We start from the raw sequence: 12,856 nt of genomic DNA, 5'->3' as shown, positions 1-12,856 counted from the left end.
ACTATTTAACACTTTATCGTCATTACGAAGGTAAGTCTTCCGGTAAAGTGGGCAATACAATTGCTTAGTGAGACCTTTGCTATTATTTAGCATAGGTCTCTTTATTTGTATTTTTTAATAAAGGAGTTGTCCACTATGGATCCAAGTTTGATTTTACCTTATTTATGGGTACTCTTAGTGCTTGTGTTCTTAGAAGGTTTATTAGCAGCTGATAACGCAATAGTTATGGCTGTAATGGTAAAACACTTACCACCAGAACAACGTAAGAAGGCATTGTTTTATGGTTTATTAGGAGCATTTATATTTAGATTTATAGCCTTATTCTTAATTAGTATTATTGCGAATTTCTGGTGGATTCAAGCTGCAGGTGCAATCTATTTAATCTATATGTCTATCAAGAATTTGTGGGATTTCTTCCATAAATCAGAAGAAGAGCATCATAAAGACTCAGGTGATGATCATCACTATGATGATTCAGGAAATGAAAAGAAAGTTGGGCCTAAAGCATTTTGGGGCACAGTTTTCAAAGTAGAATTTGCAGATATTGCCTTTGCTATTGATTCAATGTTAGCTGCTTTAGCTATAGCAGTGACATTACCTAAGATGGGGATTCACTTCGGTGGAATGGACTTAGGTCAATTTATAGTAATGTTCTTAGGTGGCATGATTGGTGTCATTCTTATGAGATTTGCTGCAAATTGGTTCGTTGAATTATTAAATAAATATCCAGGTTTAGAGGGAGCAGCCTTTGCCATCGTTGGTTGGGTTGGTATTAAATTAGTTGTAATGGTTCTTGCGCATCCTGATATTGGCGTTTTACCAGAAGAATTCCCTCATGGTGCTTTATGGCAATCCATTTTCTGGGCAGTGCTAATTTTACTAGTGATTATAGGATGGTTTACTTCTGTCATTAAAAATAAAAAGAAGAATAAATAGTTTATTATTTAAACATTGCTCCACTCATCTAACCTTTTGAGTGGAGTTTATTTTTAACTTTGTTATATTGAACATTGCAGTTTTATAGTTAAAATATTAAAATTTAAACTATAATCAAACTCGATAATACTGTATTGAAAACCTTAGAAATAACTAAAATTTAATAATTTTTACATATTTAACTAATATAAGTGAATATAGGAGTGGGTCATCAATTGGATAATGATAAAAAACAAGTCATACCCCGTAGTCAGTATCGTCGAAAGCGACGTGAATATTTTCATAATGAAGAAAGAGAAGAACGTATTAAACGTGAACGAGAAGCTCTAAAACAGCAAGTTGCTAAAGAAAAACAACAATCCAAGGTTAACGAAGAACGCGTTAAAGATAATTTACGTAAAGCAAGAATTGAGAAATTAACTCAAGAAGAAATTCAACAACAACACGAAATAGCAAATCAAAGGCAAAAAAATAGACATGAAGAGACCAATCAAACAGATGCATTAAAACCTTCTTCAATGAGCAAAAAATCTTCTAATTCTAAAGAATTAAGTGATCACACTCAAACACATTTAACTTCAGAGGATAGACCACGAAGTGAAGTTGAAGATGAACAAGTAAATCATAATCATAAAGAAACAAGAGTGCCATATTCAATCACTAACCAACCGAAGGACTTAGAGGGGGAAGACAAAACCGCTAAAACCGCTAAAGAAAATGATGACAACGTTCAACAAGAACAGTCTAGTATAAATGAAACAACAGATAAAAAAGAGGTTAGCACTAAAGATAGTGATTATGAGAACAATAATCAGATAGAAACTTCTAATGATATAACAGATAAGAGAAAAAATAATGATGAGCGTCATTTAGATTCTGAACAAAACAAAGAAAAGCCATATTCATCTATAAATCATCATTCAGATGATAAGGAAAATGATGATAAAGGTTATGATAAAAATTCAAAGAAAGATTCTCTAAAAACGAGTAATAAAAATGATAATTTTGAATACATCAAGAATGCAATAATTGCTTTCTTTAAAGAACACTGGCCAAAACTTTTAATTATCATAGGTATTATCTTATTATTACTTATATTAAATGCTATATTTACAACAGTTAATAAAAATGATCATACTAATGATAGTGCTTTTAATGGAAATGACAAGAATTATACAACTACAATGAAAAACGCTAATAACTCTGTCAAATCAGTAGTAACTGTTCAAAACAATGTATCTAATAATACTACTATTCCTAAAAGTAAATCAGGTTCAGATAATGAAATTGGTTCGGGTGTCGTCTACAAAAAAGTAGGCGACTCTATTTATATTTTAACGAATGCTCACGTAGTCGGAGATAAAGATAAACAGAAAGTTACATACAATAATAATAAGTCTGTTGAAGGAAAAGTGGTTGGCAAAGACAAATGGTCTGATATTGCTGTTGTAAAAGCTAACTTATCAGATGAAAGTATGAAACCAATAACTTTAGGTGATTCAAATAACTTAGTATTAGGAGAATCAATATTAGTAGTTGGTAATCCTTTAGGAGTAGATTTTAAAGGCAGTGTTTCTAAAGGGATTATCTCAGGTTTAGATCGTCATGTACATGTGGATATAGATAAAGACAACAGTTATGATGTGTTGATGAAAGCATTTCAAGTTGATGCCCCAGTTAATCCAGGTAACTCTGGAGGAGCTGTAGTAGATAAAGATGGTAGACTTATAGGTATTATTTCGTTGAAGATAGATATGGAAAATGTAGAGGGTATGGCCTTTGCAATTCCGATTAATGATGTACGTAAAATAGCACAACAATTAGAAGACAAAGGAAAAGTGCAATACCCTAACACTGGTATAAAAATAAAAAATGTAGCAGATATTTCAAGTGAAGAACGAGAGGAAGCCAACCTTCCATCAAGTGTTAACAATGGTGTGCTTGTTAATGATGTTAAAGAAAATAGCTTAGGTGAAAAATCAGGGTTGAAAAAAGATGATGTAATAGTAGAATTAGATGGTAAAACCGTTGAAGATAATTTACGCTATAGACAAATTATTTTTAGCCATAGAGATGATTTAAAAACTTTAACAGCTAAAATCTATAGAAATGGTACAGAAAAAACTATTCAAATTAAACTGAAATAAACGTTGAGGTGAAATTTATGTCTATATTAAGTCAATTACTTAAGAAATCAAGTCCTCAACAAGGGATTGTTCTTTATTATCTCTTTGCCATTGTGGTTGCATTTCTATTATTAAATTTACCTTTTGTACATAAACATGGAGTTGATGTTAATCCTATAGATACATTGTTTGTTGCGGTTTCTGGAATTAGTGTGACAGGATTAACACCAGTAAATATAGTTGATACTTATTCTACCTTTGGACAAATAATCATTTTGATTATTTTAAATATAGGTGGAATAGGTGTCATGGCTATCGGTACATTACTCTGGGTAGTGTTGGGTAAGCACATTGGTATAAGAGAACGACAACTTATCATGTTAGATAATAATAAAGACACGATGAGTGGTACTGTAAAATTGATTTTAGAGATTGTAAGAACAATATTTGTAATTGAACTTGTAGGCGCATTATTATTAGCATTTTACTTTTATCGAGATAATCCTGATTTAAAACACGCTTTTATGCAAGGTGTGTTTGTATCGGTTTCTGCTACAACAAATGGTGGTTTAGATATAACGGGAGAATCTCTTGTGCCATATGCAAAAGATTATTTTGTTCAAACAATAGTTATGTTTCTAATTGTTTTAGGTTCGATTGGATTTCCGGTTCTTCTCGAACTTAAAGCATACATAAAAAATAGAGTAACTAATTTTAGATTCTCATTATTCACTAAAATAACAACGTCTACATATCTATTTTTATTTGTATTCGGTGTACTATCTATATTGTTATTAGAACATAACCATGCCTTCAAGGGTTTGAGTTGGCATCAGGCTCTATTTGATTCATTATTCCAGTCTGCGACTACACGTAGTGCTGGTTTACAAACAATTGATGTGTCACATTTCAGTGATGCCACAAATATTATAATGAGCATATTAATGTTTATTGGGTCCTCTCCAAGTTCGGTTGGTGGAGGTATCCGTACAACGACTTTTGCTATTCTTATTCTTTTTATTATTAATTTTAATAATACTGCTGATAAAACAGGTATCAAAGCCTTTAATAGAGAAATTCATATTATGGATATTCAACGTTCCTTTGCGGTATTTACAATGGCATCAATTCTAACTTTTGTAAGTATGATTATTATTGCTGCTACTGAACAAGGTAAATTGACATTTATTCAAATCTTTTTTGAGGTAATGTCAGCATTCGGTACGTGTGGCTTAAGTTTAGGTGCAACTGATAATATTAGTAATTTAACTAAAATTGTACTAATGATTCTGATGTTTATCGGGCGAGTCGGCTTGATATCATTTATTATTATTTTAGCTGGACGTAAAGAACCTGATAAATTTAGCTATCCTAAAGAACGAATTCAAATAGGATAATTTTTATAAAATACTTCTGGTAAATGAATACTATTTATCAGAAGTGTTTTTATGTTTAGATAAGTTTTTATTAATTATTGTGTTTTGTTTTCCAAAGGCATGATTTGAATTACTTTTATATTAATTACACTACAAGATATTTACATGTTAAACTTACTTTAATGAGAGGAGTGGCTAGATGGAAAAAAATGAAAATATTACTGTAGATGTGATTGCAACCTCAGATATGCATAGTCACTTCTTAAACGGGGACTATGGATCAAATATCTACAGAGCAGGCACATATGTCAAAGATGCTCGTAAACAAAATAAGCATGTTATTTTACTTGATAGTGGAGGTAGCTTAGCAGGTTCGTTAGCAGCATTTTATTATGCGGTAGTAGCTCCTTATAAGCGTCACCCTATGATTAAATTAATGAATGCTATGCAATACGATGCTAGTGGGATAAGCCCTAATGAATTTAAATTTGGTTTGTCATTCTTGACGCGTTCAGTTGCGTTAGCCCGTTTTCCTTGGTTATCAGCAAATATAGAGTACACAGTGACGCGTGAGCCATATTTTTCAACACCATATACAATTAAAAACTATGATGATTTAAAGATAGCTATTGTCGGATTAACAGCTGATGGTTTAATGAAAAATGAATATGCTGAAATGGAAGATGATGTCAGTATTGAAAAGACGCTTCTCTCAGCTAAGCGTTGGATTAGATATATTCATGAAGTTGAGGAGCCAGATTTTCTTATAGTTATTTATCATGGTGGTCTTAATAAAATAAGTAATAAGAGTAAACGAAACGAAAGAAATGCGAACGAAGCTGAAAAAATTATGGAAGAATTGGGTGTTATAGACTTAATTATTACAGCTCATCAACATCAAACTATTGTTGGTAAAGATCATGAAACAGTTTATGTACAAGCAGGTCAAAATGCTGAAGAGTTAGTACATTTATCAATTCATTTTAAAAAGCGTACGAGTTCATATGAAATAGAGAATATCAAATCAAAAGTGATAGATTTAAATGACTATAATGAAGATCAAGATTTACTAAATGAGACGCATTATGATCGTAAAGCTGTAGAGTATTGGGCAGATGAAATTATATCTAATAACAAATTTAATCTAATTATTGATAGTATTGAAGACATTATTTGTCAGCCACATCCATTTGCTCAATTACTTCATGATGGTATAAAAGCTGCGTATGATTATAAAATCTCATGTGTGCACCTACCTATAAACGGAGAGGAAGGACTAGGTGGAGTTATTCGCAATAGGGATTTATATGAGGCATATCCACATCCAGACAAACCTGTTGATCTAACGGTAAGAGGGAAAAACATAAAAGATATTCTAGAGTATAGCTATTCCCATATAGAATTCGAACAAGGAAAATTAAGTTTAACAATTATTGATGAAACGTTGTTTACATTCTGGCAAGGTATTAATTATACAGTCGATATGAAACAACAGCCATACCACAGAGTTAAAATAGATAATATAGATGAGAATCAAATGTATAGAATCACCATGACAGATTATTGTTATAGAAATTACAAAGATTACTTGAAAGATGCGATTGTTCATGAAACTCATGATGAAACAATGGGGGGACTGATTAGAAATAATCTGAAAAATGCAGATTACAATATTAAAGTAATGAATAATTTTAAAGTTAATCTCTAATTTGTCTCTCAATATATAACAAAGTTATGATTAATAAAATTACTTCAACAAAAAAAGCATTTCTTAACCCGCAAGAGAAGGGTTAAGAAATGCTTTTTATCCATGAAATATTAATAACAATATTATAGCAACTATTTGTGCTATTGAAGTAGTTGCTATTCGTCTAGTATATTCATAACTTAATGATAAAATGATTTGAGTTACAAAGATAAAGAATACAATCCACCAATTATCAAGGTAGATAAATAATGAACTTGAACAGATTGCAACTATTAATATGCTTACCCATTTAGGTAAGTTGAAACGAATTAATTCTTTTTGTAAAACAGTTCTCATATATAACTCATGACACGGAATTACAAATATTAATGTAATTAGCATTTGCCATTTGAAATAAACGCCTGTTCTTGATAATTCTTTGATTAATGATGCGTACGATAATTCTGATGAAATAAGTGAAAAAATGAGTTGTACGATTATAAGTACAATACTTGTGATTATACCAATTCCAATTGAAGTTAATAATCGTTTAGATGCAATGTCTCTTTGATAAAAAACATAACTTATTCCTGCTATTAGCATAATGCCAGTGTATAAGTACCAGTACTCTTGGTGTTCACCCCACATCACAAATAAAATTGCGTGAAAGACGATGAAGCTTATAATAAACCAAATTAAAGCTTTAGAAACATTTTTCATTATAATTAACCTTCTTGTTCAACGATTTTATATCGCTTATGATTAATGACAGTTTTCTCAGGTAAATCTAATTCATTAAAGTTTTCCATAATTGTTAAGTCTACAATAACAGAATTGTCATTAATTTTCTCTACACGGCCTCTTAAACCGTCATAAAATTCTACAATATTACCTACTTCTGCAACAGTCATAATGACTCCTCCCTTAAATCATAGCTAGATAATATTGTACTAAAATTTACATAACAAATAAACTAATATCCTTAAAAAACTAAGATTGTTATATATAAATATGAAAAGTAAGACATAAATGAGTAAATAATTGGAATTTTTAATATAAATCATTCATAACTAGGGTAAGGGCATATAGAAAGATACTTTAAGGAGAGGAATGTTATGAAGTTTATTAGTAATAATAATATTACTGATCCCACGCTCAATCTAGCAATGGAGGAGTACGTTCTTAAAAATCTTCCAGCTGAAGAAAGTTACTTTTTATTTTATATTAACAGACCTTCAATCATTGTAGGCAAGAATCAAAATACAATTGAGGAAGTTAATAAAGAATATATTGATAAGAACAGCATTGATGTTGTGCGTCGTATATCTGGAGGTGGTGCGGTATATCACGATACAGGTAATTTAAACTTTAGCTTTATTACTGATGATGATGGCAATAGTTTTCACAACTTTAAAAAGTTTACATTGCCGATTGTGCAAGCTTTACAATCTTTAGGAGTTAATGCTGAAATGACGGGCCGTAATGATATCCAAGTTGGTGAAGCTAAAATTTCAGGGAATGCAATGGTAAAGGTTAAAAATAGAATGTTTAGTCACGGCACTCTGATGTTAAATTGTGAACTTGATGAAGTTCAAAATGCGTTAAAAGTTAATCCTGCTAAAATTAAATCTAAAGGCGTTAAATCTGTAAGAAAACGTGTGGCTAACATTGATGAATTTTTAGAAGAACCACTAAATATTAATGAATTTAAGCAAATTATTCTAAAGACTATTTTTGGGGAAAATGAAGTAGAAGAATATGTATTAACTGATGACGATTGGACTAAAATTAAACAGTTAAGTAACGAAAAATACCGTACTTGGGAATGGAATTATGGTAAAAATCCTAAATATAATTTTGAGCGTGAAGAAAAATTTGAAAAGGGTTTTATACAAATTAAATTTGATGTTAAAAAAGGACGTATTGAACATGCGAAAATATTTGGAGACTTCTTTGGAGAAGGCGATGTAACCGAACTTGAATATGCACTTGAAGGTTGTTTACATGACTTCGAGCATATTGAGGAAGCATTATCCAATTATGATCTATACCATTATTTTGGTGATATTGATAAATATGAAATTATAAGATTAATGTCTTAAATAAAATAAAAAAGGTCTATTCTCTAAACTTAAATTAAAGTAGGGAATAGACCTTTTATAATGAGTGACTCGAATCTAATTTATTCACTGAGAAAAGCCTCCAATTTTTTATATTCATCTGTGTACTGTTTGAAATCTTTCTCATTCTTATTAACAAGTGCTTCGTCGATAAGAGTCTCAAGTTTTTTCTTCCTAGCTTCTCTTAATGCTTCATCAATTACAAGTTCTACACCTAAATCATTAACTGTTGTTACAAAGTCTTCAAGTGTAGTGTATTTTACATTTGTATTATGATTCATGAAAATCACTACCTTTCCTATTTATTGATATATGAGTATTATACAGTTTTTAATTTTTGAAATCAATGAATATTCTGACATTTTAAAAGAAATATGTGTAAAAAGAAAATAAAAGTAGAACTTGACTTAATTTAAGGCTCGTATAAAATAAAATTAAGTTATTATTATTAAAAGAAAATAGTAACAATAATTTATTTTTTTGTGAAGTGAGGTAATCGAATGACTATTTTTAGTGAATCAATCTATGTTATTAGAAAAGGTGACATGTTAATTCGACCAAGGTATGATGAATATCAGCAAACTTCAGGTTCAGAAATTATAAGATTTGATAAATCACGAAAGGTGAGTCCATTTAAAGTTCAAAGAATTATCGAGAGGTCCTGCAAATTCTATGGTAATAGCTACCTAAGTAAAAAATCTGAAACTAATAGAATTACAGGTATCTCTAGTAAACCACCTATTTTACTTACCCCTTTATTTCCAACTTATTTTTTCCCAACACATTCTGATCGACAAGACGAAAACATCTGGATAAACATGCATTATATCGACAGCATCAAAGAACTTAAAAATCGTAAAAGTAAAGTGATATTTGCTAATGGTGAATCCTTTATATTAAACGTTTCATATCATAGCTTATGGCATCAATATACAAATGCGATTATTTATTATTATATGGTAGATAAACATGCACGTATGAAATCAAATAATCCAGAACAACCCATTGATTATAATCAATCATCGTTAAATATATTTGAAGCTCTCTCAAGGTATTCTCTTTTAGATGATAAGTAGACACCATTTTAATATTTTTAACTACACAAATTAAGATTAAAATTGTTTGTTTAATTTTAAAATATGCGGGGCGTTAATATTAAATTAGTGTAAATGTTCCGTATATTTTTTTAAGATTTCTCTTGAAAAACTGAACAGGATTGATATAATAATATTTGTGCTTGATAGAGATAAAATTAAATTAATCCGCAGTAGCTCAGTGGTAGAGCTATCGGCTGTTAACCGATCGGTCGTAGGTTCGAATCCTACCTGCGGAGCCATATGGAAACGTACTCAAGTTGGCTGAAGAGGCGCCCCTGCTAAGGGTGTAGGTCGCGAGAGCGGCGCGAGGGTTCGAATCCCTCCGTTTCCGTACAGACGCTTATAATGGTTTAAATCCATTATAAGCGTTATTTTTTATCTTCTTATTCCGTAAAATAGTAAATATTAGTAAACTTTTGTTTTACTAGATTACAATAAAACGTTGTTAAATCAACGTTCTTTTTTATTTTTAATAGAAAACTGTAAAAGTCTGTTTCAAATTAAAATGTCAACGAGACCGACAATATTTGAAATTTTCCTTAAAAGTTGTCGATTTAGTAGTCGGTTTATTCCTGCAATACTTAGAACGAAGTTAGTTTAGCGTCTAAACTTTCATCTACTTTATCTTTTAATTCTTCTAATAGGTGATTATAAACACATTATGTAATTGATATTTTTGAATCACCTAATTTTTAACTTCTGTGCTGAATGATATAATTTTAGAAACTAACATAATTAAATAGTTACAGATAGCTATAGACTAAATAAATCATCTGGGTTAGAAGTTAAAGTAAACGTTTCAACTTTTAAACATAATTCATTTTACTTTAAGTTATTTTTGCTACCTTTTATGTTCCTCTCTTAAAATATGGTAAAAAAAATAAGGGTAGACGTGCTACCCTAAAATTAAATTAATTTTCTAGATGATCTACAGCATATTGCGCTTCTTCTTTAGTAAATTTCTCGCCATAAGATGAAGTAAGCTGATTATACACCGCATCTTTTGACATATTTTGTTGTTCAACGTAATCCTTAGCTTTCTTCTTAGCGTTCTCTTTATAGTTAGCTTTTAAATGTTTTATTGCATAATCAGCGTCTTTTTCTTTAAATTTTTCACCTGCATCAGATGTTAACTGATCGTATATTGCTTGTTTAGACATATGCATAGTATCAGAATAAATTTTTGCTTTGTTTAAAGCTGCTTTTTCTTGAGTAGTAGCGTTAGTATCATTTGAACTATTATTTGAGTTACTAGTGTTAGTGATGCTAGCAGTACAAGCAGAAATGCCTATAATGATTATAATAATTAAGACTAAACATCCGCCGCATCCCCACAGCCAACCTTTCTTGGATTTCTTTTTTTGTTCGTTCATTTTCTGATATTCTTGAAATTGTTCTTTTTGTCTTTCTTGTTGATACTTGTTGTAATTTTTTTCCATCTTTTTACTCCCTTTTAATAATTTTAAAGTCGCATACTAATAAATCAATAACACATATTACATCAGCTTTATGTTAAACCTCGAGATTAAAATCTAGGTTGTATATTACATATAACCAGATGACGTTATCATTATTGATACGTATTCGCTTGTATGTAAGATGTAGCCATATTAAGACAAATATTTAATTGCTCTTTTAAATTGCAACATCATCACATTCAAAATATTTTCTTCTTTATAAAATTTAATTGTGACTTCTCTATTAATAACTAAACGAAGAGTGTTGGTCGCTTTAATTTATACATCTTATAAATGCGGTGTAAAATTTTATAAAAAATAAATATAGAATTATTATACCAAAAATTCAAGAGATAAGTTAATGTTTTTTGAAATATAGTTTCCAATGAAAAATGGTTATTCTCAACTAAATTATCCTGATTAGTTATGAAAAATAAAAAACACATTTTTAGTTTTTCGCTTCTTTTAATTTTTTTATATAACATTTGATATATTATGTTGTCTTACTAAAACAGCGGACTATAAATTTGGTCGTTTTTACATATATTCTCAAAGGAAATATGAGAAAAAGTTACTCTTTCTCAAGACTTAATTATCTAAATGGTCTACAGCATATTTTGCTTCAGAGTCGGTAAACTTCTCACCATATTCAGATACTAATATATCGTAAATTGCATCATCAGACATGTGCATATCTTTAGCATAAGATTTTGCTTTTTCTAGTGCGTTTTTTTCATAATTGGCATCAAGATGATCTATAGCAAATTGTGCATCTTCTTTATTAAACTTTTCTCCATATTCTGATGTTAATTGATCATATATTCCTTGTTTTGACATATGCAAATCTTTAGAATATGTTTTTGCTTTTTCTAGTGCAGCTTTTTCTAAACGTGTACCTTCAACAGATGTGGCCTCGTTTTCTTTATTTGTTGTATTGTCATCTTTTTGATACTTATCGTTTATTTCTTTATCTGTACTACTATCATCATAATTTATGTTTTCTGTATTATTGGCTGTATCTGCTGTTTCATTATCTGTCTTTACGGTAGGTTGTGTTTCATAATTATTTGTTTTGAGGTTACCAACATAAGTTATACTAGATAACGCTATAACTACTATTGCCACTGTTATGATTGATTTTGTAATAGAAGGCCATTTACTATATCGCCACATTACAAATAAACCAAGTGGGAAAATAAATATTAAAGTTAAAACAATAAACCATTCTTGTTTATACCATGATGTTGATTCTTGTTGCATAAAAATATCCTCCTATGTATCTATTTGATGAGTAGTAAAATTTTGATTTGTAATATATTGAGAAAAGGTAAATTAGAATATTTAATAGAGTAGAAATAAAGGTTTAGAAAAATAAAAGTGGTAGGAAGTTTAAAAAACTTACTAAGTTTAAGAAGGGTAGTGCAGTTGTGTGTAGTAACTGCATGTTCTATTTGATTTAAAGGGATTAATGAAGTTAATTCATTGCTTTTTAAATAATAAGAATCAGATGTTTCTCTAATGTTAGCAGATGATGATAAGCGTTCATTAATGTATAAATCATTACCCGAGATTAAACATTCTAATTTATTAGGCATCTCTATATATTTAACATTAATATCATCAATCAGCTCCTTATATTGATGCATAATTCTCACTCCTTATCTAGTTTTAGAAATTGTATATCTGTTATTTGTTTTTAAACATCAACTCCTATTAAAAGTTTAAATTATGCATAATTTTTATATAAAAAAGAGAACGCACTTATACTAATGGTTAATTTATTAGTAAGTTAGCGTTCTCTTTATTTATCGCTATTTCATTTGCTTTTTAATCTATGAAATTTTATCGCTTTAAAAACATCATATAGTCAATTATATATGTAGCAATAAATTCATGAGTAGCATTTTAAGTTGATCACTAATGTTAATTCTTATTTTAAAACCTACTTAAAGCCTATAAGCATATTATATATAATATTAAAAAAATTTCGATAATAAAATTCTAAAATATTGAATTAAAGTATTGCGTAAAATTTGTTTAATAGTGAATTGAAATAT

At 29.7% G+C, this 12,856-nt stretch carries 12 protein-coding genes and 2 tRNA genes; 8 read left to right on the top strand and 6 right to left on the bottom strand.

The features are described from left to right. Positions 1-135 precede the first annotated feature (135 nt). The 4 genes from HMPREF2706_RS09105 (at position 136) to HMPREF2706_RS09090 (ending at position 6,146) form a co-directional block, all read left to right on the top strand. Positions 136-936 carry a TerC family protein gene (locus tag HMPREF2706_RS09105; protein WP_002432975.1) on the top strand — a complete coding sequence of 267 codons (801 nt, stop codon included), beginning with the start codon at positions 136-138 and terminating at the stop codon, positions 934-936. A 215-nt stretch (positions 937-1,151) separates the two neighbouring features. After that, on the top strand, positions 1,152-3,083 hold the full coding sequence (locus HMPREF2706_RS09100) for a S1C family serine protease (protein WP_070862331.1): 1,932 nt from the start codon (positions 1,152-1,154) through the stop codon (positions 3,081-3,083). 17 nt (positions 3,084-3,100) lie between these two features. After that, a complete protein-coding gene (locus HMPREF2706_RS09095; RefSeq protein WP_002469916.1) occupies positions 3,101-4,459 on the top strand; it encodes a TrkH family potassium uptake protein in 1,359 nt (452 codons plus the stop codon). Between the two features lie 178 nt (positions 4,460-4,637). Continuing rightward, entirely contained in the window at positions 4,638-6,146 is a 1,509-nt protein-coding gene (locus HMPREF2706_RS09090; RefSeq protein ID WP_049426931.1) for a bifunctional metallophosphatase/5'-nucleotidase, read from the top strand. Positions 6,147-6,242: 96 nt separating this feature from the next. Here the strand turns inward: HMPREF2706_RS09090 and HMPREF2706_RS09085 are convergent, their stop codons facing one another. Together HMPREF2706_RS09085 and HMPREF2706_RS09080 are read right to left on the bottom strand one after the other, a co-directional pair. Beyond that, positions 6,243-6,845: a CPBP family glutamic-type intramembrane protease gene (locus HMPREF2706_RS09085; protein WP_002433304.1), complete on the bottom strand. Its 603-nt coding sequence runs from the start codon at positions 6,843-6,845 to the stop codon at positions 6,243-6,245. Positions 6,846-6,850: 5 nt separating this feature from the next. After that, a complete protein-coding gene (locus HMPREF2706_RS09080; protein ID WP_002433441.1) occupies positions 6,851-7,036 on the bottom strand; it encodes a YkvS family protein in 186 nt (61 codons plus the stop codon). 204 nt (positions 7,037-7,240) lie between these two features. On the opposite strand from HMPREF2706_RS09080, the gene HMPREF2706_RS09075 reads away from it, so the two are divergent. Continuing rightward, positions 7,241-8,227 carry a lipoate--protein ligase gene (locus HMPREF2706_RS09075; RefSeq protein ID WP_047796044.1) on the top strand — a complete coding sequence of 329 codons (987 nt, stop codon included), beginning with the start codon at positions 7,241-7,243 and terminating at the stop codon, positions 8,225-8,227. Between the two features lie 80 nt (positions 8,228-8,307). Here HMPREF2706_RS09075 and HMPREF2706_RS09070 read toward each other — a convergent pair whose 3' ends face one another. Continuing rightward, entirely contained in the window at positions 8,308-8,526 is a 219-nt protein-coding gene (locus HMPREF2706_RS09070; RefSeq protein ID WP_030065132.1) for an IDEAL domain-containing protein, read from the bottom strand. A gap of 219 nt (positions 8,527-8,745) precedes the next feature. Between HMPREF2706_RS09070 and HMPREF2706_RS09065 the strand changes: the two genes are divergently transcribed. The 3 genes from HMPREF2706_RS09065 (at position 8,746) to HMPREF2706_RS09055 (ending at position 9,673) form a co-directional block, all read left to right on the top strand. Next, positions 8,746-9,321: a competence protein ComK gene (locus tag HMPREF2706_RS09065; protein WP_049426935.1), complete on the top strand. Its 576-nt coding sequence runs from the start codon at positions 8,746-8,748 to the stop codon at positions 9,319-9,321. A 185-nt stretch (positions 9,322-9,506) separates the two neighbouring features. Next, a tRNA-Asn gene (locus HMPREF2706_RS09060) sits at positions 9,507-9,581 on the top strand. A 3-nt stretch (positions 9,582-9,584) separates the two neighbouring features. After that, positions 9,585-9,673: transfer RNA gene (locus HMPREF2706_RS09055), tRNA-Ser, on the top strand. 580 nt (positions 9,674-10,253) lie between these two features. On the opposite strand, the gene HMPREF2706_RS09050 is transcribed toward HMPREF2706_RS09055, so the two are convergent. The 3 genes from HMPREF2706_RS09050 to HMPREF2706_RS09040 form a co-directional block, all read right to left on the bottom strand. Continuing rightward, positions 10,254-10,781 carry an Ltp family lipoprotein gene (locus HMPREF2706_RS09050; RefSeq protein WP_030065136.1) on the bottom strand — a complete coding sequence of 176 codons (528 nt, stop codon included), beginning with the start codon at positions 10,779-10,781 and terminating at the stop codon, positions 10,254-10,256. 606 nt (positions 10,782-11,387) lie between these two features. Continuing rightward, complete coding sequence (locus HMPREF2706_RS09045; protein ID WP_047796099.1) at positions 11,388-12,059, bottom strand: Ltp family lipoprotein; 672 nt, start codon at positions 12,057-12,059, stop codon at positions 11,388-11,390. A 20-nt stretch (positions 12,060-12,079) separates the two neighbouring features. Next, the gene (locus HMPREF2706_RS09040) at positions 12,080-12,445 is read right to left on the bottom strand and encodes a hypothetical protein (RefSeq protein ID WP_030065139.1); all 366 of its coding nucleotides are present in this window, start codon (positions 12,443-12,445) and stop codon (positions 12,080-12,082) included. Positions 12,446-12,856 lie beyond the last annotated feature (411 nt).

Origin of the sequence: Staphylococcus sp. HMSC067F07 (genome assembly GCF_001837405.1) — a bacterium.
GTDB lineage: Bacteria > Bacillota > Bacilli > Staphylococcales > Staphylococcaceae > Staphylococcus > Staphylococcus capitis.
This window is presented reverse-complemented; position numbering and strand designations above follow the sequence as displayed.

Excerpts from the sequence above, each read along its gene's own strand:
- HMPREF2706_RS09045 (WP_047796099.1), bottom strand. The coding sequence starts at position 12,059 with ATGCAACAAGAATCAACATCATGGTATAAACAAGAATGGTTTATTGTT.
- HMPREF2706_RS09040 (WP_030065139.1), bottom strand. The coding sequence starts at position 12,445 with ATGCATCAATATAAGGAGCTGATTGATGATATTAATGTTAAATATATA.
- HMPREF2706_RS09105 (WP_002432975.1), top strand. The coding sequence starts at position 136 with ATGGATCCAAGTTTGATTTTACCTTATTTATGGGTACTCTTAGTGCTT.
- HMPREF2706_RS09065 (WP_049426935.1), top strand. The coding sequence starts at position 8,746 with ATGACTATTTTTAGTGAATCAATCTATGTTATTAGAAAAGGTGACATG.
- HMPREF2706_RS09075 (WP_047796044.1), top strand. The coding sequence starts at position 7,241 with ATGAAGTTTATTAGTAATAATAATATTACTGATCCCACGCTCAATCTA.
- HMPREF2706_RS09050 (WP_030065136.1), bottom strand. The coding sequence starts at position 10,781 with ATGGAAAAAAATTACAACAAGTATCAACAAGAAAGACAAAAAGAACAA.
- HMPREF2706_RS09085 (WP_002433304.1), bottom strand. The coding sequence starts at position 6,845 with ATGAAAAATGTTTCTAAAGCTTTAATTTGGTTTATTATAAGCTTCATC.
- HMPREF2706_RS09090 (WP_049426931.1), top strand. The coding sequence starts at position 4,638 with ATGGAAAAAAATGAAAATATTACTGTAGATGTGATTGCAACCTCAGAT.
- HMPREF2706_RS09095 (WP_002469916.1), top strand. The coding sequence starts at position 3,101 with ATGTCTATATTAAGTCAATTACTTAAGAAATCAAGTCCTCAACAAGGG.
- HMPREF2706_RS09070 (WP_030065132.1), bottom strand. The coding sequence starts at position 8,526 with ATGAATCATAATACAAATGTAAAATACACTACACTTGAAGACTTTGTA.
- HMPREF2706_RS09080 (WP_002433441.1), bottom strand. The coding sequence starts at position 7,036 with ATGACTGTTGCAGAAGTAGGTAATATTGTAGAATTTTATGACGGTTTA.